Source organism: Paenibacillus elgii NBRC 100335 (genome assembly GCF_004000865.1).
GTDB classification, from domain to species: domain Bacteria; phylum Bacillota; class Bacilli; order Paenibacillales; family NBRC-103111; genus Paenibacillus_G; species Paenibacillus_G elgii.
Genome location: NZ_BIMB01000009.1, coordinates 64,375 through 86,281, shown reverse-complemented (window position 1 = coordinate 86,281; position 21,907 = coordinate 64,375). Strand labels below are relative to the sequence as shown.

27 protein-coding genes and 1 other annotated feature are annotated in these 21,907 nt (G+C 52.6%); of the genes, 24 read left to right on the top strand and 3 right to left on the bottom strand.

Annotated features, from left to right (window positions below; genetic code table 11):
- Window positions 1-71: 71 nt before the first annotated feature.
- Window positions 72-1,655, bottom strand: coding sequence for a phosphoglycerate dehydrogenase (gene serA / locus PEL01S_RS09225; protein WP_063185822.1), 1,584 nt, complete (start codon window positions 1,653-1,655; stop codon window positions 72-74).
- A 72-nt stretch (window positions 1,656-1,727) separates the two neighbouring features.
- Window positions 1,728-1,970, bottom strand: a binding site (T-box leader).
- Window positions 1,971-2,133: 163 nt separating this feature from the next.
- Here serA and PEL01S_RS09220 point away from each other — a divergent pair.
- The gene (locus tag PEL01S_RS09220; protein WP_127460093.1) at window positions 2,134-2,454 is read left to right on the top strand and encodes a rhodanese-like domain-containing protein; all 321 of its coding nucleotides are present in this window, start codon (window positions 2,134-2,136) and stop codon (window positions 2,452-2,454) included.
- A 63-nt stretch (window positions 2,455-2,517) separates the two neighbouring features.
- On the opposite strand, the gene PEL01S_RS09215 is transcribed toward PEL01S_RS09220, so the two are convergent.
- On the bottom strand, window positions 2,518-3,432 hold the full coding sequence (locus PEL01S_RS09215) for a hypothetical protein (RefSeq protein ID WP_127460092.1): 915 nt from the start codon (window positions 3,430-3,432) through the stop codon (window positions 2,518-2,520).
- Window positions 3,433-3,500: 68 nt separating this feature from the next.
- Between PEL01S_RS09215 and PEL01S_RS09210 the strand changes: the two genes are divergently transcribed.
- Both PEL01S_RS09210 and PEL01S_RS09205 read left to right on the top strand, forming a co-directional pair.
- Window positions 3,501-4,097, top strand: coding sequence for a CPBP family intramembrane glutamic endopeptidase (locus PEL01S_RS09210; RefSeq protein ID WP_063185817.1), 597 nt, complete (start codon window positions 3,501-3,503; stop codon window positions 4,095-4,097).
- Window positions 4,094-4,324: a hypothetical protein gene (locus tag PEL01S_RS09205; protein WP_127460091.1), complete on the top strand. Its 231-nt coding sequence runs from the start codon at window positions 4,094-4,096 to the stop codon at window positions 4,322-4,324. Before PEL01S_RS09210 ends, PEL01S_RS09205 begins: the two co-directional genes overlap by 4 nt.
- On the opposite strand, the gene PEL01S_RS09200 is transcribed toward PEL01S_RS09205, so the two are convergent.
- Entirely contained in the window at window positions 4,314-5,207 is an 894-nt protein-coding gene (locus PEL01S_RS09200) for a polysaccharide deacetylase family protein (protein WP_127460090.1), read from the bottom strand. The genes PEL01S_RS09205 and PEL01S_RS09200 overlap by 11 nt on opposite strands.
- 121 nt (window positions 5,208-5,328) lie before the next feature.
- On the opposite strand from PEL01S_RS09200, the gene PEL01S_RS09195 reads away from it, so the two are divergent.
- The 21 genes from PEL01S_RS09195 to PEL01S_RS09100 all read left to right on the top strand — a co-directional run bounded on the left by PEL01S_RS09195 (window position 5,329) and on the right by PEL01S_RS09100 (window position 21,893).
- Window positions 5,329-5,670: a hypothetical protein gene (locus PEL01S_RS09195; RefSeq protein WP_063185814.1), complete on the top strand. Its 342-nt coding sequence runs from the start codon at window positions 5,329-5,331 to the stop codon at window positions 5,668-5,670.
- 292 nt (window positions 5,671-5,962) lie between these two features.
- A complete protein-coding gene (locus PEL01S_RS09190) occupies window positions 5,963-6,562 on the top strand; it encodes a genetic competence negative regulator (RefSeq protein ID WP_127460089.1) in 600 nt (199 codons plus the stop codon).
- A 98-nt stretch (window positions 6,563-6,660) separates the two neighbouring features.
- A complete protein-coding gene (locus tag PEL01S_RS09185) occupies window positions 6,661-8,166 on the top strand; it encodes a DnaB-like helicase C-terminal domain-containing protein (RefSeq protein WP_127460088.1) in 1,506 nt (501 codons plus the stop codon).
- Between the two features lie 201 nt (window positions 8,167-8,367).
- Window positions 8,368-9,060, top strand: coding sequence for a glutamic-type intramembrane protease PrsW (prsW, locus tag PEL01S_RS09180; RefSeq protein ID WP_127460087.1), 693 nt, complete (start codon window positions 8,368-8,370; stop codon window positions 9,058-9,060).
- 53 nt (window positions 9,061-9,113) lie between these two features.
- Window positions 9,114-9,278, top strand: coding sequence for a hypothetical protein (locus PEL01S_RS34425; protein ID WP_164824265.1), 165 nt, complete (start codon window positions 9,114-9,116; stop codon window positions 9,276-9,278).
- Between the two features lie 139 nt (window positions 9,279-9,417).
- Window positions 9,418-10,779, top strand: a complete 1,362-nt coding sequence (ypeB, locus tag PEL01S_RS09175; RefSeq protein WP_127460086.1) for a germination protein YpeB — start codon at window positions 9,418-9,420, stop codon at window positions 10,777-10,779.
- Window positions 10,780-11,132: 353 nt separating this feature from the next.
- Complete coding sequence (locus tag PEL01S_RS09170) at window positions 11,133-11,786, top strand: flagellar brake protein (RefSeq protein WP_127460085.1); 654 nt, start codon at window positions 11,133-11,135, stop codon at window positions 11,784-11,786.
- A 66-nt stretch (window positions 11,787-11,852) separates the two neighbouring features.
- Window positions 11,853-12,086, top strand: a complete 234-nt coding sequence (locus tag PEL01S_RS09165) for a hypothetical protein (RefSeq protein ID WP_127460084.1) — start codon at window positions 11,853-11,855, stop codon at window positions 12,084-12,086.
- Window positions 12,087-12,207: 121 nt separating this feature from the next.
- A complete protein-coding gene (gene cmk, locus PEL01S_RS09160; RefSeq protein WP_127460083.1) occupies window positions 12,208-12,888 on the top strand; it encodes a (d)CMP kinase in 681 nt (226 codons plus the stop codon).
- A gap of 1 nt (window position 12,889) precedes the next feature.
- The gene (locus PEL01S_RS09155; protein WP_063183838.1) at window positions 12,890-13,471 is read left to right on the top strand and encodes a lysophospholipid acyltransferase family protein; all 582 of its coding nucleotides are present in this window, start codon (window positions 12,890-12,892) and stop codon (window positions 13,469-13,471) included.
- Between the two features lie 90 nt (window positions 13,472-13,561).
- Window positions 13,562-14,779: a 30S ribosomal protein S1 gene (rpsA, locus tag PEL01S_RS09150; protein ID WP_063183840.1), complete on the top strand. Its 1,218-nt coding sequence runs from the start codon at window positions 13,562-13,564 to the stop codon at window positions 14,777-14,779.
- A gap of 51 nt (window positions 14,780-14,830) precedes the next feature.
- A complete protein-coding gene (gene fni / locus PEL01S_RS09145; protein WP_174806924.1) occupies window positions 14,831-15,883 on the top strand; it encodes a type 2 isopentenyl-diphosphate Delta-isomerase in 1,053 nt (350 codons plus the stop codon).
- A 75-nt stretch (window positions 15,884-15,958) separates the two neighbouring features.
- Window positions 15,959-16,597 carry a YphA family membrane protein gene (locus PEL01S_RS09140; protein ID WP_420874098.1) on the top strand — a complete coding sequence of 213 codons (639 nt, stop codon included), beginning with the start codon at window positions 15,959-15,961 and terminating at the stop codon, window positions 16,595-16,597.
- Window positions 16,598-16,640: 43 nt separating this feature from the next.
- The gene (locus tag PEL01S_RS09135; protein WP_063184007.1) at window positions 16,641-17,555 is read left to right on the top strand and encodes a YIEGIA family protein; all 915 of its coding nucleotides are present in this window, start codon (window positions 16,641-16,643) and stop codon (window positions 17,553-17,555) included.
- 5 nt (window positions 17,556-17,560) lie between these two features.
- Window positions 17,561-17,743 carry a capping complex subunit for YIEGIA gene (locus PEL01S_RS09130; protein ID WP_063183845.1) on the top strand — a complete coding sequence of 61 codons (183 nt, stop codon included), beginning with the start codon at window positions 17,561-17,563 and terminating at the stop codon, window positions 17,741-17,743.
- A 177-nt stretch (window positions 17,744-17,920) separates the two neighbouring features.
- Window positions 17,921-19,243: a ribosome biogenesis GTPase Der gene (gene der / locus PEL01S_RS09125; protein WP_127460080.1), complete on the top strand. Its 1,323-nt coding sequence runs from the start codon at window positions 17,921-17,923 to the stop codon at window positions 19,241-19,243.
- Between the two features lie 12 nt (window positions 19,244-19,255).
- Entirely contained in the window at window positions 19,256-19,855 is a 600-nt protein-coding gene (plsY, locus tag PEL01S_RS09120; protein ID WP_063183848.1) for a glycerol-3-phosphate 1-O-acyltransferase PlsY, read from the top strand.
- 24 nt (window positions 19,856-19,879) lie between these two features.
- Complete coding sequence (locus tag PEL01S_RS09115) at window positions 19,880-20,929, top strand: NAD(P)H-dependent glycerol-3-phosphate dehydrogenase (protein ID WP_108531758.1); 1,050 nt, start codon at window positions 19,880-19,882, stop codon at window positions 20,927-20,929.
- A gap of 82 nt (window positions 20,930-21,011) precedes the next feature.
- Window positions 21,012-21,290 carry a stage VI sporulation protein F gene (locus PEL01S_RS09110; RefSeq protein ID WP_063183852.1) on the top strand — a complete coding sequence of 93 codons (279 nt, stop codon included), beginning with the start codon at window positions 21,012-21,014 and terminating at the stop codon, window positions 21,288-21,290.
- Between the two features lie 113 nt (window positions 21,291-21,403).
- Window positions 21,404-21,583 (top strand): DUF2768 family protein, encoded by a 180-nt coding sequence (locus PEL01S_RS09105; protein ID WP_010494964.1) that lies wholly within the window; start codon window positions 21,404-21,406, stop codon window positions 21,581-21,583.
- 16 nt (window positions 21,584-21,599) lie between these two features.
- On the top strand, window positions 21,600-21,893 hold the full coding sequence (locus tag PEL01S_RS09100; RefSeq protein WP_063183854.1) for a 2Fe-2S iron-sulfur cluster-binding protein: 294 nt from the start codon (window positions 21,600-21,602) through the stop codon (window positions 21,891-21,893).
- The last annotated feature ends 14 nt before the right edge of the window (window positions 21,894-21,907 follow it).

The following is a 21,907-nucleotide window of genomic DNA, read 5'->3' as shown; positions in this document are numbered from 1 at the left end:
CTTTCTTTTTGTAGAACGAACGTCTTTTTTCTTGTTGTTCGTGAAACAATCGTGAAACGGTTTATATTCGATTACAGCGTCAACTCGCGCGCATTGGTCAATTCCGGAAGCTGGATGAGACGGTCGAGCACTTCCTTCGGCGTTTCTTTATCGGTGGTTAGCACCATGATCGCCGAACCGCCGACCACTTTACGTCCGACCTGCATCGTCGCGATATTAACGCCGTTGTCGCCAAGCAGCGTTCCGACTTTACCGATGATGCCCGGTTTATCGTTATGCGAGATCAGAAGCAGATGGCCGGACGGTGCGATATCGACAGGATATTGGTCGATTTGAACGATCCGCTCGCCGTAGCCGGAAAGCAGGGTGCCGGCAAGCACGCGTTCTTCTTGCTTCGTTTTCAGCGTAACGGAAACGAGGTTCGTAAAGCTTTTCGCTGCGGACGATTTTTGAACGACGACATTAAGCCCGCGCGTTTTGGCCAGATGCATCGCGTTGACGATATTCACGCCTTCCAATTGGTTGGCGAGAATGCCTTTGACGATGTAGCGGGTGAGCGGCGTCGTATCGACGTCGGTCAAATCGCCGGAATAGTTGACCACGATTTCGCTGACCGGTCCGTCGATCGTCTGACCGAGGAAGACGCCGAGCTTCTCGCCGAGATTGAAATAAGGCTGCAGCGCATTGAGCACGTTAGCCGGCACCGGCGGCATGTTGACGGCGTTCTTGAACGGTTGGTCGCGCAGAATGTGAAGCACTTCCTCGGATACGTCGATCGCGACGTTCTCCTGCGCTTCGACTGTCGACGCGCCGAGGTGCGGCGTGACGACAATTTTTGGATGGTTCAGGAACGGGTGATCGGCAGCAGGCGGTTCCTTCTCGAACACGTCGAACGCCGCTCCGGCGACGATACCGGCATCGATCGCTTCGACAAGCGCCATCTCGTCGATAATGCCGCCGCGTGCACAGTTGATGATGCGCGCGCCTTTTTTCATCAGCTCAAATTGCGGCTTGCTGATCATATGGCGGGTTTCGTTGGTCAGTGGTGTATGAACCGTAATGAAGTCCGCTGCGGCACAAATCTCGTTCACGGTGCCGAGCTTCACACCGAGCTTTTCCGCACGCTCTTCGGTCAGGAAAGGGTCATAGCCGAGCACTTCCATACCGAAGGCTTTAGCCCGTTTAGCGACCTCGCTGCCGATACGGCCCATACCGAGCACGCCGAGCACCTTGTTGCGCAGTTCTACACCGACGAACGTTTTGCGGTCCCATTCGCCGCCGACCGTTTTCTTGTACGCTTGCGGAATCATACGGGCGACGGACATCATCATTGCGAATGTCAATTCGCAGGTGGCGATCGTATTGCCGTCGGGTGCATTGATGACGACGATGCCGCGCTTCGTCGCCGCTTCCAGATCAATATTGTCGACGCCTACACCGGCGCGCCCGACAACCTTCAATTTGCTGCCGGCGCCCATAATGCGCTCGGTTACCTTCGTGGCGCTGCGCACCAGTAAAGCGTCATAGTCTGCAATAATCGCTACAAGCTCGTCTTCGGACAATCCGTTCTTTTTTTCCACCTCGACATCCGGTGCGTCATACAACAGTTGAATTCCCATGTCGCTGATTCCATCCATAACTAGCACTTTGTACATTTTCCCAGACCTCCATTGAAGTAAATTACGAAAAAACACAAAAAACTCCCCGCCCCGACACGCCTAGCGTATACAAGGGACGAGGAGCTGATTCTCGTGGTACCACCCTACTTCGCTGTGCGCTCGCGCGCAAACAGCCTCATGAGGTCTGCTATGAACAGACCGGGAAAAATAACGGTTTCCGGCCGGCTGCGCCTACTGTAATGTTCGGCACAACAACTCAGGAGTGCTCCGCATATCGAATTCGTCCGGTTCGCACCAACCACCGGCTCTCTGATCGATTCGGGTTATGCTTGGCTCCGTCAAAGTTTTGTTACAGGTGAAATTTTTCATTAGCGTAACATGACTATTTCGACATTGTCAATAGGCAGGGCATCGATTTGCAAATCCGAAATATTTGTGAAAAATAAATTCCCCGTGCTAAAATAAACGGGGGCAGCCCGCATGAAATTATCGTACATAGAAAGGGGCATTTATCATGTTCGAAAGTATAGAGCCCGAAGCGTTTCGGGCAAAAACGGACAACGGTGAGCTGGGGGATGCGCTGATGCTCGACGTCCGGGAACCGTACGAATGGGAGTATTATCATTGGGAACAAGCGCAGTTGATGCCGATGAACAGCATACCGGGAAGGCTGGCTGAGCTTCCGAAGGACCGGACGATTTATATCGTATGCGCCCACGGCGTGCGAAGCGCCAACGTATGCTATTACTTGAAGCAGAACGGCTTCGACGACGTGATTAATATCGAGGGCGGCATGGCTGCGCTCGCAGCCCTTCGCGGGTACCAATACGATTAATAGCGCACGGCAAAAAGCCACGAGTACGGGAACCGGACATCGTGGCTATCGGAAGTCTGCGTATTAATTGGCAGTGAAAAACGGAAGCTGCGGCAGCGTTTCTTTGCCGTAATATTTGTCTTTGTTATGTATAAAATCGCTTTTGCGAACGGCATCGGTAGCCATCAGCACATCGACGACTTGCCCCACGTCGTTCAAATTCATTTTTTGCGCTTGACCGGATTGGATCATTTCGTCGATCCGGCTGGTCAAATCTTGCGGGGTGAATGGTTTAAACAGCTTATTGCTGAGCATCAGCTGGGCGACATATTCGTTTTTCATATTTAGGCTCTGGCTCTTCCAATCATTTAGGGAAAGCGGCTTGGTCACATCGATAGACTTAAATTGCGGATTGATCGTAACATACCATTTGTCGATCGATTCGTAGTAGCTTTTTTCAGCCTTGAGCGCGAATGTCTTCGCTTCGCCGAGATAAGGGTCCGCTTGAAGCTGTGCGATCAGCTCGGCCGTCGGAATGCCGTTTGCCTTGGCCGAATAGCTTTTCAGGCCCTCGCTGAACAGCTTTAAGCTTTTCATGTAATCCTTATGCGCTTCCTGCAGCAGCGGCGAGGAGTCCGGCATCGATTTCGAACCTAGACTGTCGTAGCTTTCCTGGGCGAGCTTGCTCAAGTCCTTGAGAATCAAGGAAGCGTCGGCCGTACGATTCGCCAGCAGCTCGTCGGTTTTCTCAAACCACTTTTTATGAAATTCCCTGTAAGGCTGATAAATGGTATGATAGAAAGACACCAAGTACTGCTGATGGTAGGCGGTAAAGCTCTTGGCCGCTTCATTTTGCTTGTTGAGCAGATCTTCGTATTTCAGCGAAGAACGGTCCTGTCCCATTTTTAAACCGAAGAAGAAGGCCCCCATAGCCACGACAAGCATGAAAATGAAGGTAACGGCGAATAAGTAGTCCGTTCGGGTAAGCCGTTTTTCCATGATCGAGCACCTCAAATTCTTGTTCTATGCAGATAGTATAGGTGAAATTGTCGAAAAAGGGAATCAGAATGAAAAAATTTGACTTTAAACGGATCAAGCTGCGAAAAATCAATCCGGACGAAATCGACGAGCGCTTTCTGATCGCAAACTTGTATGTGACGCAGCTTCTCGTCTTCCTGGCAGCCGTCGTTCTGATGCTTTTTCAGAAGCCGGACCTGCGGGCGATGTTTTCCCCAGGAACGGGCTATACGATCCTGCTATGGGGAACGGGCTTTGCCGTCGCCGTTCTGCTCGTCGATCTGCTCGTTTCCAGATGGGTGCCTCCCGAAGTGACGGACGACGGGGGCATCAACGAAATGCTGTTCAAAAACAGGCCTCTTTGGCATATTGCACTCATCTCGCTCATTGTAGCATTTTGCGAAGAATTGCTGTTCCGCGGTGCGATCCAAGCCTGGTGGGGACCGTATTGGACCAGCATCCTGTTCGCGGCCATTCATGTCCGCTATTTGCAGCACTGGCTGATGACGGGACTTGTCTTCAGCATCAGCTACGGGCTCGGCTGGATATATATTCAGACCGGGTCGTTGTTAACACCGATTATCGCCCATTTCCTGATTGATTTCGTCATGGGCTGCATTCTTCGTTACAGGAGAGAAGAATCATGAACAACAAGTATCTGCAACCTCCGTACCGACCGAAGGAAGAGGCCGATCTTCAACCCGACCCGGAGAAAGAAGAGGGACCCGACGATCATTATCTGCCTCCCCGCAAAACCGTGCATCCGACAGAGAAAGAAAAATGGCTGCCTTATTTTTATCGGTCGTTGCTATGGATTTTTATACTCCTTGTTGCAGGTCTTTCCGTTTGGGGCTGGAAACTCGTCATGATGTAGTTTCAATTTCTTCCGGATTCACGAATCCGTAGCCTTTTTCCTCGAGTTGTGTCAAAAGTTTGTCCAGCGCCTCCACCGTCCACGGCAGTTCGTGCATTAAAATGTTGCTCCCCGGGTGAAGCTGATCCAGCACGTTGCTGATCACTTGCTCGGGGCTGTTTTTCTTCACCGTCATTTCCCAATCCTTCGATCCGTTGGACCAGGTCATGAACAGCAGCCCTTCTTCCTTGGCCTTGGTCCGAACGTCATCACTGCCGGAGCCGAATGGCGGACGGAAGAAGACCGGCGCTTTGCCCGTCAGCTCTTTGATCGCTTTTTGCACATCTCCGATTTGTTGATTTACCTTTTCTTTGGCTTCCTTTTTCAAATCGATATGATCCCAGGAATGATTGCCGATCGTTTGGCCGCTGGAAGCAAGCAGCTTGACGAGCTCGGGCTTCTGCTTGACCCGGTAGCCGTTCAGGAAAAAGATCGCTTTCGCTTTATGCTTTTGCAGCGTATCGAGCAGCGCTTTGTTCATCTCAAGGTCCTTCGGACCGTCATCGAACGTCAGCAGAACGACTTTTTTGGGCGCCCCGTTCGGATCGATCGGCACGATATCGTAAGTTTTCGGATTCATCGTATAGCGTTTCGCGACTTGCTGCTCTTGTTTTTTGACGCCGTCTGCGGACGCAGGCTGTTGGCCTTCCTTGGCAGAAGCCGGTGCAGGCTGATTCGAAGCGGAGGCGCCGTCCGCGGATTTCGGTTTCTCACCGCCTGAGGCCGGCTGCGAAGCAGGCGGCTCCGTTTTGGCCGCGGCGTCGGGCGAAGCGTCCGGTTTAGAGCCGCAGGAAGTCAGAAGCAGAAGCGCGGCCAGAATAGCAATCCATTGTTGTTTAGACATGTGTAATCCCCTCATTAAGTTTGGTATAAATCTTTTGGCTTTTCCTTATTTTATCACGCATGATTCATAGGATATAGCGAAAAATAGTAACGAATTAGAAAACAATACGGGAGGGATTGGCATGAGATGGGGTGCTTTTCTGCTTGGCGGGCTTGTCGGGGCGACCGCAGCAGTCGTACTCACGGGCAAAAGAAAACCGATGCTGTTCTCCGCAATGACGAATAGCGACGCCATTGGAGGTTTTCTGAACCAGGTCATGGATCGATCTGACAAAAAAGAAAAGGTTCTGACGGATTCGGCCGAGCCGAACGGCGATTACGGTAAAAGTGTCGCCGACGTAGCGACTTCCGCCGCGGGTCTCGGTAAGGTTCAGGCATTGATAAATCAGGATTCGGGGCTTAAGGCAGCGGTGAACGACATTTTGGCCAGCAATGGGGAAAAATCCGAAATTCGGGCGCATTAAGCGTTCGGTTCGCGAGTAAAGACACAACTCCGCCTCTTCAAAAAGGCGGCGTATGTGTCTTTTTGTATGAAAAGGGCATTTTTTCAGGCGATAACCGTTCTTTTCTTCACGGTTTGTGATATAATAGTCATAGCATGGCAAACAAGCTGTACCGTTTCCGAGGGGAAGGGTTAGAGGACGCAAATTCGAACGCGTTTTCGAATCCTTTGTTATGGCGGAACGAACACGGCTCACCTTTGTTTACCAAACTTCATAAGCTGTTTATTATTAGTCGGCAAGGGAGGAATCCAGTATGAAAATGGAGCGTTTAAGTCAAGACAAGATACGGATTTTCCTCACATTCGATGACTTAACGGAGCGCGGGATTCACAAGGATGACATGTGGAGAGAAATCCCCAAGGTTCACGAGCTGTTCAGCGAGATGATGGACCAAGCCTATACCGAGCTTGGCTTCGACGCAACCGGACCGCTTGCCGTGGAAGTCCTCGCCATGCCGGCGCAAGGGATGATGGTGATCGTCACCCGCGGCCGAATGAATTTCAGTCAAGGCGACGATACGCTAGAGGACGAAATGGAAGAAGTGTACGAGCTTGAAGTGACGATGGATGAGACCGATGAAATCATTTACGCTTTCCACGATTTCGAGGACCTGCTCCGGCTCGCCAAAGTCATCAATCCGCTCCTGACGGACGGAGGAACGTTGTATTCCTATAAAAATAAATGGGTCCTGCTACTGGATGCGGTCGAGATGGAAGAAAAGCGGCTTCAATCGGTCGTGGCCGTCTTGTCCGAGTTCGGAGAAGCCACATCCGTCACGCAAGCGGTTCTGGAGGAATACGGCAAAGTCGTGATTGAATCTGATGCCGTGAAGGTGCTTTGTTCCAAATTTTAATGAGGCTTGTTCAGCTTGTTCAGGTTAATGAATCGTAAGCATTCTCAAAAACAGCGTTGTTTTTGCGGAATGCTTTTTTTGCGGGAGGGAAGAACGTCATGAGCGAAGTTCAACACATTGGCGCAGCCAAGACCGCGTTTGATTTGGAGGAGCTTGTCACCCATTACCACAAACAGCTTCGGGAAGAGGCTTATGCATATTTGGAGCGGCGGGGTATCCATCAGGAGACGGCGGAGCATTATCGAATCGGCTTTGAGCCGGGCAAGTTCGGGTTTTATATGAATTCGGACAAGCTGGGTGATTTTTTTGAAAACCGCATTATTATTCCGATTACGAACGCGGATGGGGGCACGGTCGATTTAGTCGGACGATCGGTCGACCAGCGCGAGCCGAAATACAAACTGCTGCTCGGAGAGGGCGATTATTTATTCAACGAGCCGATACTGGAGCAGACGGAGGACGTCATCGTGTGCGGCGGGGTCTTCGATGTGCTCAGCTTGGCTCAGGCGCATCTGCCGGCGGTATGCGTGCCGATCTGGATGTCCTTTAAAGAAATCCATGCGGACAAGCTGCGGGACAAACGAGTGTTCATCTGTCTGGGCAACGATGAAGCGGGGCGTCGCGAAAGCGTCAGAATCCAAGCGCTGCTGCAATCGACGGCCAAGCAAACGTTTATCATGCAGCTGCCCGAGTCGATTCGTGACGTCAACGACTTCTTTGTGAGGGTGCAAAATCCGCTGGATTCGTTCATGGGGCTGTTGAATGAAACGATGGAAGAGACGATGCTGCTGCCGATAGCTTCCGATACGAAAAATATTACCATATATACCGAAGAATTCATGAAGCGGTATCGCGGACAAGCGTCGGGCGTGCCGACCGGTTTCGACGCACTGGACGAAGCGTTGTTCGGCGGGCTTCGGAGCGGGCTGTATTTGCTGGCCGGAGCCGCTTCTTCGGGCAAAACGATGCTGATGAAGCAAATGGCGGACCATATCGCCCTGAACCAGACGCCGGTTGTTTACGTATCCTGGGACATGACGGGATTCGAGCTTTGGGCGCGAAGCATAGCCAGACTTATCGGCACCGAGCCACAAAACGTGCTTAGCGGGAAGATCGAGCCGCGGCAAGTGGCCGAAGCCAATAAACGCTATACGCCCATCAGCAATATGCTTTGGACGATCGAATGCTCGCTCGATTCCACGATCGATCGCGTCATGACCAATATCGAGCGGATTGCTGGGATGTCCGGCAGAACGCCCGTCGTATTCATCGACCATATTAACCGTATCCCGGCGGGGGGCTTGCCCAATCCGCCCCGCTCGTCGGCCGAGCATCAAACGATAATCGCTTATATGCTGAAGCATTGGTCCAAGGAATGGGGAGGCCCGGTTGTTGCGGCCGTTCCTTCGGATATCGGGGAGGAGCGTTTACCGGAAGGGGCGGAAGCGTCAGCCGACGTCATTATGCGGCTGAAACCGGAGCCGGACGGAACGTCCGCTAACGGGATACGCTCGAGCCTGCAGCTTCTGAAACATCGTAACGGGACACTGGCGACCATTCCGCTCCGGTTTTACGACCAGCAGGCGCGTTTTGCGGAAGAATGAAGCGCCTGATGCATGGTGAAAGCGGAAGTGTATGCCAGAATCCAAGAAATGATGGAAAAAGCGATTCAAAATGTCTATAATATTCATAGGATAAAAAATATCGACAAGCGCCTGCCCGTATCACGGTCGGCATCCGCATAGTTGCGGGGGCCGGCCGTTGCTGCGGGCGGGTTTAACCTATTGTGACGGAGGGGAGACACTTTGAGCGTCTTAACTGTCCTGACGGCGGCTATAGCGCCAGGTGTCGCTCTGCTGGCCTATTTTTATTTAAAAGACCGATACGATACGGAACCGATCTCCTTAGTAATCAAACTGTTCTTATTCGGCGTTCTGATCGTATTTCCGATTATGGTGCTGCAGCGGGCTCTGGTGCATGGGCTGGGGGAAGACCCGTTCGTTTTTTCGTTCCTCATCTCTTCGCTGCCGGAGGAATTCTTTAAGTGGTTTCTGGTTTATTTCATTACCTTCAAGCATGCTTCGTTCGACGAACCGTACGACGGCATCGTGTACGCGGTAGCGGTGTCGCTCGGATTCGCCACGCTCGAAAACGTATTTTATGCGTTTTTGAACGGCTCCAGCTTTTCATCGCTTATGATTCGGGCGTTCCTGCCGGTGTCCGGTCACGCCATGTTCGGCGTTATGATGGGCTACCATCTCGGAAAAGCCAAGTTTACGCCGGAGCATACCCGGAAGCATCTGCTTTTGTCGTTGGCGCTGCCGGTATTTTGGCACGGGGTGTTCGACTACACATTGCTCCTAAGCAAAGCGTACTGGGTATGGTTCATGGTGCCGCTCATGTGCTTCTTGTGGCTGCGCAGCCTGCGCAAAGTAAACCGGGCCAATGCCAAATCGCCGCTCAGGGTCGCGACGCGGGAGGATCAGGTTAAAATTTAGCCGGAATGACCATAATGGATATATAAAACCATAGGTCGTACCGGAGGGATATGATGAATGTCGTTAGTCCGCGGGTGAAAGTTGCCATCCGCTGCAAGCATTGCGGAGAGAAATTCATCCTGAAGGGCCGGAAAGAGAAGGAAAAGATCGATACTGGGTTCAAGCAGTGCATATGCAATAATGAAAAAGATTTCGATATCGAAACCGTTGATTTCTAGTCCAGGAAAGAGTCGGCCATGCGCCGGCTTTTTCTTTTTTGAACGGCTGGATTGCGATCTCTGCGTATCGTGAATAATCCGTCTCGCTTCAGGCGAAAACTAAGCCCAAGTTTTGCTGATGAAGGGAGATTTCTCGAACATGTACAAAAGACTGAGCAGTGTCATGTTTCCGATTCTTTTGGTGGCACTCATCGGCACCGGGGTCTGGGGCTACTTGGAGCATCAAGAGAAAAACGCCGTCTTGATCAAGGCGGAGAACCATTATCAACGGGCGTTCCACGATTTGTCGTTTCATGTGGACAAGCTGCATACGGAGCTCGGCAATACGCTCGCGGTGAATTCGACATCCCAGGACGCCTATAAAAAAGGGCTGATCAACGTATGGCGGATCACGAGCGAAGCGCAGAACGAAATCAGTCAATTGCCGCTGACGATGCTTCCTTTCAACAAAACCGATGAGTTTTTGGCAAATATTTCGAATTTTGCTTATCGGGCGGCAGTCCGGGACCTTTCCAAAAATCCGCTGGACGGAAACGAAATGAAGACGCTCAATACACTGTACGAGCGCGCGTCGGAAATTTCCAATGATTTGCGCGGAGTTCAAAGCAAGGTCATCCAGAACAACTTGCGCTGGATGGATGTCGAGCTGGCGCTGGCTACGCAGAAGGAGCCGCATGACAACGTCATCGTCGACGGGTTCGCTACAGTGGATAAAAAGGTGCGCGAATATCCGGAAATCAACTGGAGCCCGGCGGTCATGAGCATGCATCAGAAGCGGGACATGCATATGCTTTCCGGCCCGGAGGTGAATGCTGACGAAATTAAACAAAAGGCCGCTCAGTTTCTTGGTATCCAAGACTCGTCCGGACTCCAGGTCGTAGAAAACGGACCCGGGACCGAATACCAGTCCTTTAGCGTAACGGCTCCCAAACAAGGCACGGCGGACGGCGCTCATATGGACTATTCCAAAAAAGGCGGCCAGCTTCTGTGGTTTGCGGCTTCCCGCAACGTCCCCGAGAAGAAGCTCGACTTGCGGCAGGCGCGCGACATCGGGGCGCAGTTCCTGGATGAGCACGGCTATAAGAACATGACGGCTGTAAGCTACGACGAACATGGTAACATCGCCCATATGACGTATGCGACGCGCACGAACAACGTGATCAATTACATGGAAAAGGTCGCGGTTCAGGTGGCGATGGACAACGGCGAAGTAACGGGACTCGAAGCGACCGACTACGTGTACGGCAAGAAGGACCGCCAGATCAAAGCACCTAAGCTGACGGCAGATGAAGCCCGCAAAGTGCTGAATACCGAATTTAAAACGGACAGCGTTCACCAAGCGCTGATCAAGAACGATATCGACGAAGAGGTGCTCTGCTACCAATACATCGGCCGCGTGAATGGCGGTTTGTACCGAATCTACGTCAATGCCGAGACCGGCGCGGAAGAGAAAATCGACCGTCTGGGCGCTGAAGAAGCCGCCGCCGTCACCCCAACCTGATGTTTCATGTTTTTTTGTCCTCTCCCAAGCCCGATGCGTTCGGGCTTTTTTATGTTGTGGTTTGGTAGTTTGGCACTTGGTGATGAGCCGAAGGCGAAATCGCGATTGGCGGCGAGTTTTTTGGCCTGGTCCCAATTCCATAAAAAATTGTTCCATGGGACCGGGTCAAAACGTGTCTGAGCATTAGCCAATCGCGATTTCGTCGCAGGCCGCGCCACCGTCCCTCTCACCGTCCCGCAACGCCCCAAAGAAGAAACTCCGAACGCTCCGCGCTCACCCCTTCCCATATTCGCTTCACGTGCTATAATAAAGCTTGGACTTATCGAAGTTTACACTCCGGGGAGGTGAGCCGATTGCTGCCGAAAGTAAACCAGACGCTTTTTATCCAAATCAATTCCATCGATGAGGAAGAGGCGAAGCAGGAATATAAATCCAGAATTGCGGACGTCTCGGATGCGTATATCAGCATGGAAGTTCCTATGAACGACAAATCGGGGAAGCTGAAGCGTTTGTATCCGGGCGACGAGCTTTCCGTTTATTTTATAACCGAGGGCGGCGTCAAGAACTACTTCATTTCGTCCGTACTCGGATTTTCCGATGATGTGATCCGGCTTGTCCTGATCAAAAAACCGGATCCCGAATCGATTACGAAGGTGCAGCGCCGTAACTTTTTGCGCGTGCCCGCGATACTCGAAATCGCTGTGAAATTCTCAGAGCAGCTGCATTTCGTATCGCTGACCGACGATGTCGGGGGCGGAGGCATATCGTTTCTATGCGAAGGCTACGTGCCGGTGGAATCCGGTCATACGGTCGAGTGCTGGCTGCTCGTCCCGTTCAAGAACGGCCAGATCGAGCATGTGCCGTTCAAAAGCGAAATTGTGCGCGTCAGAGAGCTGGAGACGGGCAAAAAGCAGGTCATGATGCGTTTTTCGGAGATCACGGACCGAGACCGCCAAAAAATTATCCGGTACTGCTTTGAGCGGCAGCTTGATTTCCGCAAAAGATAATACATAATAGCTTGGCACGACGGGCACACTATTCCCCAACTATTGGATGGGTCGGGGTGGCCGCGGATGAATACAAAGAATCAAAATGAATCGGACGTTAGGTACGAAGAATTATTTTTACAGTTTGCCCATCGGGTGGAACGGTGGATTGCCTGGGCATTGGCAGGGTGCGCCATTGCTTTGATCGCTTCCCAATTGCTGCTCCTTAACCCGCGAATCCGCTATGTCTTAGTTAAGGTAGAGCAGTTGGAGGGACTTCCTTATTCGATGTCCCGGCTTCAGGCCGCGGAAGGAAAATAATGGAGGGTCCGTGAGTTTTGCAATCCACGGTAAAACTATGGTATAATTTTCTTCGTTCGAGGCTTCGGCCTGTTTTTTTTTCAGGCTGCTCGTCCGCTTCATTTTGTAAGGAGGCCGCATCTTGGAAAAGTTTAACATCGCAATCGACGGTCCGGCGGGAGCGGGGAAAAGCACGATCGCTCGTCTGGTCGCCGGTGCGCTCGGCTTCGTTTATGTCGATACGGGAGCCATGTACCGAGCTGTGACTTGGAAGATTTTACAGGAAGGCCTTCAAGCGGAACAGATCTCGGACATGATTGCGCTCACAGGCCGTATGGACATTCGCTTAGTCCCGGGCAGCGATGGCCAAATGGTTTTTGTCGATGGCGAAGACGTGACGGGCATGATTCGCCTGGCGGAGGTGACCGGAAACGTCTCCAGAATCGCTTCCATCGCTGAAATTCGCAGTATCCTTACCGCCAAACAGCAGGAAATGGCCCGAAGCAAAGGAATCGTCATGGACGGCCGGGATATCGGCAGTCATGTGTTGCCGGATGCCGAGGTCAAGGTCTTTTTGACCGCAAGCGTCAGTGTCCGCGCCCAGCGCCGGTTCAAAGAAATTTGCGATTCGCAGCCGGATATCACGCTTGAAAGATTGGAGCATGATATTGCAGAGCGGGACCGGATGGACGAGCAGCGCAAGGCTTCGCCGCTTGTGAAAGCGCCGGATGCCGTACTGCTGGATACGACCGAGATGACGATACCGCAAGTGGTGGATCGCATTTTGGAGCTTTGCAAGCTCCGGGTCGGTGGGGGGCAATAGCATGTTGTACGTCTTTTTTCGAGGGATTTTTCGCGTCTTGTTCCGCTCCGTGTTTTTTTTGCGGGCGGAAGGGCTTGAGAACATTCCCGCCGAAGGCGCCGTCGTTCTGTGCGGCAACCACACCAGCAACTGGGACCCGCCGCTGATGGGCAGCCCGCTGAAGCGAAAGGTGCATTACATGGCCAAGGCCGAGCTGTTCGACGTTCCCGTTTTGGGATATGTTTTGCCGAGAATAGCGGCATTTCCCGTCAAACGCGGTGGTGTCAGCAAAGAGTCGATCCGCTTGTCGTTACAGTTGCTTAAAGACGGCGAGGTTATGGGCATTTTCCCGGAAGGGACGCGAAGCAACGCGGGAGGCATGGGTAAAAAGGGAGCGGCCAGTCTGGCAATGAAGTCCGGGGCTGTAGTCATTCCGGCAGCCATTATCGGCAATTATAAGCCGTTTCGGCAAATGAAGGTCGTGTATGGTCCGCCAGTCGATTTGAGCGAATTTGAGAACAGCGGTTCGGAAGGCTTGGAACAGGCGACCGACAAAATCATGAGTACGATCCGAAGCATGGTCAAGCAGCACGAATCGAAATGATAAATTGTGGCATACTTAAGAAAATGATGAAGTAAATTTTTTATCCAAATACATTACACGTTGTCAGGTTGTTAAGGAGGGTAATTGGACATGTCAGAAGAAACAAAATTCGATCAAGAAGTTCAATCCGCAGAGGTATCTCAGGAAGAGTCCATGGCGAATGTCACCATTATCAAAAAAGGCGACATCGTTACCGGCAAAGTCATCAAAGTGGATGCGGATCAAGCAGTTGTCGACGTAGGCTACAAATACGACGGTATCGTGTCGGTGCGCGAGCTTTCGTCCGTCCAACTGGACAATGCGGAAGAAATCGTACAAGTTGGTCAAGAAATCGAGCTGAAAGTTCTTACCATCGATGACAACAAAGAAAAGCTTGTGCTTTCCAAACGCGCCATCGACAGCGAGAAATCGTGGGAGAAACTTGCAGCCGATATGGAAAACAAAACGATCCTCGAAGCGAAAGTCGCCGAAGTGGTTAAAGGCGGTCTTGTCGTTGATGTAGGTCTGCGCGGATTCGTTCCGGCTTCCATGGTGGAGCGCACGTTCGTTGAAGATTTCAGCGATTACAAAGGCCGCACGCTGCGTCTGCGCGTGAAAGAAATGGACCGCGAGAAAAACAAAGTCATTCTTTCTCAAAAAGACGTGCTGGATGAAGAGTTCGAAGCGAAAAAGCAAGAAACGATTTCCAAACTGTCGGTAGGTCAAGAGCTGACGGGCACGGTTCAACGTTTGACGCAATTCGGTGCATTTGTCGATATCGGTGGCGTGGACGGACTCGTTCATATTTCCGAGATGGCTTGGCATCATGTCGAGCACGCTTCTGAAGTCGTGAAGGAAGGCGACCAAGTCCGCGTTCAAGTTCTGAAATTGGATCCGGCTAACGAGCGCATTTCCTTGAGTATCAAAGCTACACAGCCAGGACCTTGGGAATCCGTTAAGAACAAGATCAATATCGGGGATATCGTCACCGGTACCGTTAAACGGCTCGTGCAATTCGGCGCGTTCATCGAAGTAGCTCCCGGAGTTGAGGGATTGGTTCATATTTCCCAAATCGCACACCGCCACATTGCAACGCCGTTCGAAGTGCTGAAGGAAGGTCAAGAGGTTCAAGTGAAAGTGTTGGACATGAACCCGGGCGAGAAGCGCATTTCGCTCAGCATCAAAGAAACGGAAGAAGCGCCTGCCCGCGAACCGAGACCGGAAAGAGAACGTGCGCCGAAACGGGAATCCGTTTCCCACGAAGAACTCCAAGGCCTGAACCTGACGCTCGGAGAGCGTTTTGGCGACAAGCTGAGCAAATTCAAGTAAACCGCTGTCTATAGACGAAAAGAGGTATCAGGGGTGCGCATACCGCGAAAAATGGAGCATGTTCATCATGCGCTCCAGCTTGGGCAAAGCGGCGAGCAGGGCTTCCGCGACATTAAGCTGGTCCACAATTGTCTCCCCGGTATTTCTTCGGAATCCATAGCATTGCATACCCGAATCGGCGAACTCTTATTGAGCTCGCCGATTCTTATTAATGCCATGACCGGAGGAGCCCGAGAGACCGAAGAAATTAACCGGGAGCTTGCCGTCGCCGCTCGAGAAACGGGGCTCGCTATGGCGGTAGGGTCGCAGATGGCCGCTATCAAAAACCCGGAGACGGCTGCAAGCTACCGTATCGTAAGAAAGATAAACCCGCGCGGCATCGTATTTGGCAATCTTGGCAGCGAAGCGACGCTGGAGCAAGCGCTAAGAGCGGTGGACATGCTGCAAGCCGACGGGCTTCAAATCCACCTGAATGTGATGCAGGAGCTGATCATGCCCGAAGGGGACAGAGATTTCCGGGGAATGGTTGAACGAATCCGGACAATCGTCGAACGGGCGGGCGTTCCCGTTATCGTCAAGGAGGTCGGCTTCGGTATGGTGCGGGAGAGCGCAGAGAAGCTGATCGGCTGCGGGGTTGGATGTATCGATGTCGGCGGATCGGGAGGTACTAATTTCGCCGCTATCGAGAATGCCCGGCGCGATTTGCCGATGGACTGGCTGAACGATTGGGGCTGCAAGACCAGCATCGCGCTGTTGGAAGTACTGGAGGCTAAGCGTCGCCTGAACCGGCCGGACGTGGCGGTCGTGGCGACAGGTGGCATTACAGGCGCGCTTGAGATTTGCAAAGCTTTAACGCTCGGAGCCTCCGCGGTCGGTATGGCCGGAGCCATGCTGCGAGTGCTGCGTACATCGGGGACCGAAGCGTTGATCGGGCAAATTACGTCATGGCATCACGAGCTTCGGCTGCTGATGACGGCGTTGGGTGCATCCCGAATTGAAGCTTTGCACGAGCTTCCAGTCGTCATTACGTCGGAAACGGCAGAGTGGTGCTCGGTTCGGGGAATGGATATCTCCGCCTACGCAAGGCGATCGGGTTACGCTTAAAGATTGAGTAAAACTAAATAAAGAAAGCCATACTACAGGAAAAAGAGGAACAGCTTTTTCTGCGGGTGAGAGCGAATGAATGCGGGTTACGTGTCCTTATTGCTAATCGTCGTTGCGCTAATTTTGTTCGTCAGTGGCTGGAAGAACGTCATATTAAGAGGTATTACTCCTACGAGTCTACTTCTTTTTTTTATGCTTTGGATATTGTTTATGCGGTGGAGCACGGACTGGGGCGGCATTCGGATATACGGTTGCATGTTTTTACTGCTGACGGTTTCGCTCTGGGTCATGGTCCGTACGCCGAGCTTTTTGTATCGGTTCCATTTACTGTCCATCGCCCTGCTGCTTGGGTCGGTTTATTTCTTCCTGAGAGAGACGCTTCATCTGATGCCGGCGGTCATCTGGTTCAGCTCGGAATGGACCGTTGCCGCAAGCGTCGGTTTTTTGGCAGCGGCACTGCTGCGTTGGCCGCCCCTGCAGATCGCAGGGCTGTCGCTCGGACTGCTGATTGGCGACGTTATGTCGGCCTTCGCGCACCGGGAACAAATGGCGATGACGCTCGGGCAAGTGGAATTTCAGGACGAATGGTGGCTGACAGCCTTTGCGGCCCGAGGCTGTTCTCTTTTACTGGAAGGGATGGTCGCGGGGAGCAAGCTGGCATTTATGCGTGTACGGAAAAGGGTTAGGCCGGGCAGAGAGCCGGAGAACGATTGACAGGCCGAAGCTGTTGCCCAAGAAGGAAGGAGACGTGATCGACGTGTGGGCTTGGCTGGTGGAGCAAAAATATACCGTAGGAATCATACTGGGCGTCGTGTTCGGTGTACTGGCCCGGCTGACGATGCTTCGGACCGATTATCGGCAATATCCGACGTATCCTCACGGCAAAATCATTCATCTTTCGCTGGGCGTCATCGCGGCGGGGCTCGGAGCGGTCGCCGTCCCTTCGCTGCTGGATAAGAACTATACGGCCATGACATTTTTGGCTATGGCGGCGCAGCAGTTCCGGGACGTCCGCAATATGGAGCGTCAAACGCTGAGCAAGATCGACAGTCTGGAACTGGTGCCGCGGGGAGCAACCTATATCGAAGGGATTGCGATGGTGTTCGAAGGCCGTAACTATTTAGTCATTTTTACCGCGTTTGCCACGGCGTTCTTCGGTATCGTGTTCCCCTGGTATTGGGGGATTGTGGCAGGGATTGCCGCTATTTTGGTCACCAATCTGTTTAAGACAGGCAAATCCTTGTCGTCGATTGCAAATGTAAACATCGGCCGGGTGCGGCTGGACGGACCCAATCTGTTCGTGGACGACATTTATATCATGAACGTCGGATTAAGCGATACGCAAAACGTCATCTGTAAGAATGCCATCGGCATTGTGCTTGCGCCCAAAAACAAAAATGCAAGGGTTACCTTGGCTAATCCGGGACAGCGGCAGGCGCTTCTGCATGACGTGTCAACGATCATGGGGGTTCATCGCGACCAAGGCGAACCGGCGCTCGTTCCGCTGGCCAAGCTGAATATGGATGACGGGCGGCTGGCGGTGCTGCTGCTTCCGCAGGAGCAAGATCCGGAGAAAGCCCGTCAAGTGGTGATGAACTCGCCGGTGCTGGAAAGCGCAGTGCGGATGCCGAGCGAAGCGCATGTGCAAACCGGCGGAAAAGCGGGAGGATAGCGCTTATGGGACAAATTATGGCGGTGGTGGCTACGGAAGCAAACCGGCAAACGGTGGCCGGCGGAGCTCCCATTTTTATCGCGGACGATGCCGATCATCAGCAGAAAGTAGCCTTTAAGCTGGAAAAAATTTTAGATGCGTCGGCCCACGATTTGGAGAACGGGATCGTTATTTTAGTGAAGCATTAATAGTTGTAAGGCTGTCCGCTAACGTTTCGTTCATTTACTTGTGAATTCGATTTTGATATAATATCAGAGCTTGCAAGCCTTGAAAACAGGCTTGTCTTTGTACATAACGCCCCTCGGCCAAACGGCGGAGGGAGACATGAAGCAACATTGCGGTAGTCGAAGAAGGGAATGAAGTGCATGGCAAGACCAATCGTAGCGATTGTCGGCCGTCCGAACGTGGGCAAATCTACGGTATTTAACCGTATTATCGGCGATAAGCTGGCTATTGTGGAAGATAAACCGGGGGTTACCCGGGACCGGCTGTATGGCAGGGGAGAGTGGCTGGATACCGAGTTCAGCGTGATCGACACCGGCGGGATTGAGATCGAAGGGGAAGATCAGATCATGAAGTCCGTACGCGTGCAAGCGGAGCTTGCCATTGAGGAAGCGGACGTCATCGTGTTTATGGTGGATGCCAAAGCAGGCATTACGCCGGCGGACAGCGAAGTCGCGGAAATGCTGTTCCGGGCGAAAAAGCCGGTCATCATTGCCGTTAACAAAGTGGACAATCTGAAGCGGATGGACGATATTTACGAGTTCTACAGCCTCGGCTTCGGCGACGTCGTCGGCATCTCCGGCTCTCACGGTACGGGAATCGGCGACTTGCTCGACGAGGTGATCAAGCATTTTCCGGACACGAGCGAGGAAGAGTACGGCGAGGATGTGATCAAGGTGGCACTGATCGGCCGGCCGAACGTCGGGAAATCGTCACTCGTCAACGCCATCCTGGGAGAAGAGCGCGTCATCGTCAGCAATGTCGCCGGAACGACGCGCGATGCGATCGATACGCCTTTTGAGAAGGACGGCCAGAAGTACGTCATCATCGATACGGCGGGGATGCGTAAGCGCGGCAAAGTATACGAGTCGACGGAGAAGTACAGCGTCATGCGCGCCATGAAGGCGATCGAGCGGGCGGATGTCGTCCTGGTCGTCATTGACGGCGAGGAAGGCATTATCGAGCAGGATAAGCATGTCGCCGGGTATGCGCACGAGGCGGGCAAAGCGGCGATCTTCGTTGTGAACAAATGGGATATCGTGGAAAAAGACGACAAAACCATGCATCAATTTACGCAAAAAATCCGCGACCATTTTTTGTTTATGACCTATGCTCCTGTCGTGTATTTGTCTGCCAAAACGAAGCAGCGGCTGCATAAGCTGTTCCCGGTAGTGACCAATGTTGCCGAGCAGCATGCGGCGCGTGTGGCGACGCACGTGCTGAACGACGTCGTGTCCGATGCCGTGGCCATCAACCCGCCGCCGACGGACAAAGGGAAGCGATTGCGCATCAATTACGCGACACAGGTGGCGGTCAAGCCTCCAACTATCATTTTCTTCGTCAACGATCCGGAGCTGATGCATTTCTCCTATCAGAGATATTTGGAAAATAAAATTCGCGGCGCGTTCGGTTTTGAGGGAACGCCTCTACGCATGTTCACGCGTCGTAAATCGGACGACGAATAGGAGAGAACCGCGGTGACTAACTTGCTCTCACTTTTGATCGGTTATTTGCTCGGCTCGGTCAGCTTTAGTTATTTGGCAGGCAAACTGCTGAAAGGCATCGATATACGCGAACACGGAAGCGGGAACGCGGGGGCCACGAATACGCTGCGGGTGCTTGGCAAAGGGCCGGGCATCGCAGTGCTTCTCTTGGATATGTTGAAGGGCGTGGCGGCTGTTTGGATCGGCACGTGGCTGAGCGGAAGCGATCCGCTGTTTGAAGTGCTCGCGGGTATCAGCGTTATCGTAGGGCACAATTGGCCTGTGTTTTTCGGGTTTCGGGGAGGCAAGGGCATTGCCACGACGATCGGAGTAATGGCCACGCTTGCCTTTTTGCCTGCGCTTATCGCCGGGATTGTTGCTATTGTTTCTATTGCTATTACGCGTTACGTTTCCTTGGGATCTCTATTGTTTACCGCACTTTTACCGATCTTCATATGGTTTATGGTCGATTCACGGGAAATTTTCGCGCTCAGCCTGCTTCTCTTCGTATTCGCTTGGGTCAAGCACCGGAGCAATATCGTGAAGCTGTTAAAAGGACAAGAGAACAAGCTTGGTGCCAAAAAACAAGTTTGACGAAATCGACGGAGGTGTTCGTTCATGCCGGTTTCCGGTAAAACCGCCGTGCTGGTAGCGGGAAGTTGGGGAACGGCCATTGCCTCGGTGCTGGCGGATAACGGCCGCGACGTGCTGTTGTGGTCGCGCAACCGCGACCAGGTACGGGAGATTAACGAGGAGCACCGCAACAGCCGGTTTTTGCCCGAGGTGTTGTTATCTTCGCGGATTCGGGCGACGGATTCCATGGAAGAAGCCGTTAAAGATGCGGAAGCCGTCGTGGTTGTAGCGCCGTCCTCGGCTATGCGGGATATTGCCGGTCAGCTTAAACCGCATTTGAGCCCGGATTCGCTTCTGATCCATGCGACCAAAGGGTTCGAAGCCGGCAGCCTTAAGCGCATGAGCGAAGTGCTGGCGGAAGAGCTGACGTCGTACGATTCGAACCGGCTGGTCGTGCTGTCCGGGCCAAGCCATGCGGAAGAGGTTATCCGGCAATGCCCGACTACGGTCGTTGTAGCTTCGTTGGACAAAGAAGCCGCCGAACAGGCGCAGGATCTGTTGATCAATTCGTATTTTCGCGTATATACGAACCCCGACGTCATTGGTGTTGAGGTTGGCGGCGCACTCAAAAATATTATCGCGCTCGGAGCAGGTCTCAGCGACGGGTTGGATTTCGGAGATAACGCCAAAGCGGCTCTGCTTACCCGGGGACTGGCCGAAATCGCCAGACTTGGGACGGCGATGGGGGCGAGTCCGTTAACGTTCGCGGGATTGGCTGGAATCGGTGATTTGGTGGTTACGTGCACGAGCAGGCACAGCCGCAACTGGCGGGCCGGCTCGATGCTGGCGCAGGGACATTCGCTGGAAGAAGTGCTCACGCGGATGGGAATGGTCGTAGAAGGCGTTAAAACGACGCAGGCGGCCTATCAGTTGTCCCGCCGCTATGAGATTTCCATGCCGATTACGGAACAGCTGTACCACGTCCTGTTTGACGGGAAAAACCCGAAAACGGCCGTAGAGCATTTGATGGGACGGGGCCCCCGTCACGAAACCGAAGAAATCGCCGACGACACTCAAAACGGTTGGCTTCGTTAAGGCAAGCGCCTATACCGATGGCAACTTTTCCACATATACTACCTCAGGCTTTATTGCATAACCAGTCTGAGGAGGGACAACGATGGCAGATAAAAACATGCCGAAAGACGTGCTCAATGTGGTTAAGAAAAAAACCGGCAAAAGCGTTTCCGAGAAAGATATATATAAGCTTGCGAGCGGGGTAAAGCCGTCCACGCTGCAGAGCGATACGCAGCTTAGGCAGCTGATTAAGCAAGTTGCGGGCCTTGTGAATGTTCCCGTTTCGGATCAAACGACGAACGATCTGATCCAGGCAATCAAAGGCAGCAAAGTGAGCACGGACAATTTGGAACAGCTCATGAAGATGATCATGAAGAAGTAAGGTGACATTTTTAACAGTTTTATGGCATGAGCCGCCGGTCAAGCGCGCTTGTGCTTTTTTTGTGTTATGATGGAGTCAATTACGTTACCAAGCTAGGGGTTGGAAAATTTATTATGTCGCCGTTGGACAAAATGTGGGCATCTTTTATTGCGATCGGTCTCATGGTTCTCGCTTCGCTCCTGATCACGTTTGCGAGAAATAAAACGACGGGCGTTGTCCGGTTTGTGCTGTCGTTGGTCGCGTTCTTGATGTTTATCCCGATCTTTATTTATATGGTTGTATCGCTATTATAAGGAGATTGCTGCCTACATGATTACCTTAAAAGGACGCAGAGTAACGAAATCGGTCGAACCGGTGACCGGGTTCACGATCTTGGATTTGGCGCTGAAGGCGGAAGTGGACTGGGGCTTCTCCTGCATGCGCGGCACCTGCTCCCGCTGCCGCTGTCAAGTAAGCGAGGGGATGGAGCATTTGAATGCTCCGACGGATGAGGAGCTGGATAATTTGGAGCCGGAAGAGCTGGAGCAAGGCTTTCGGTTAGGCTGTCAGGCGAAAGTAAAAAGCGAGGGCGCGATCGCGGTTGCGCATAAGCCATATTTTTGACTATTTTGCTTAGC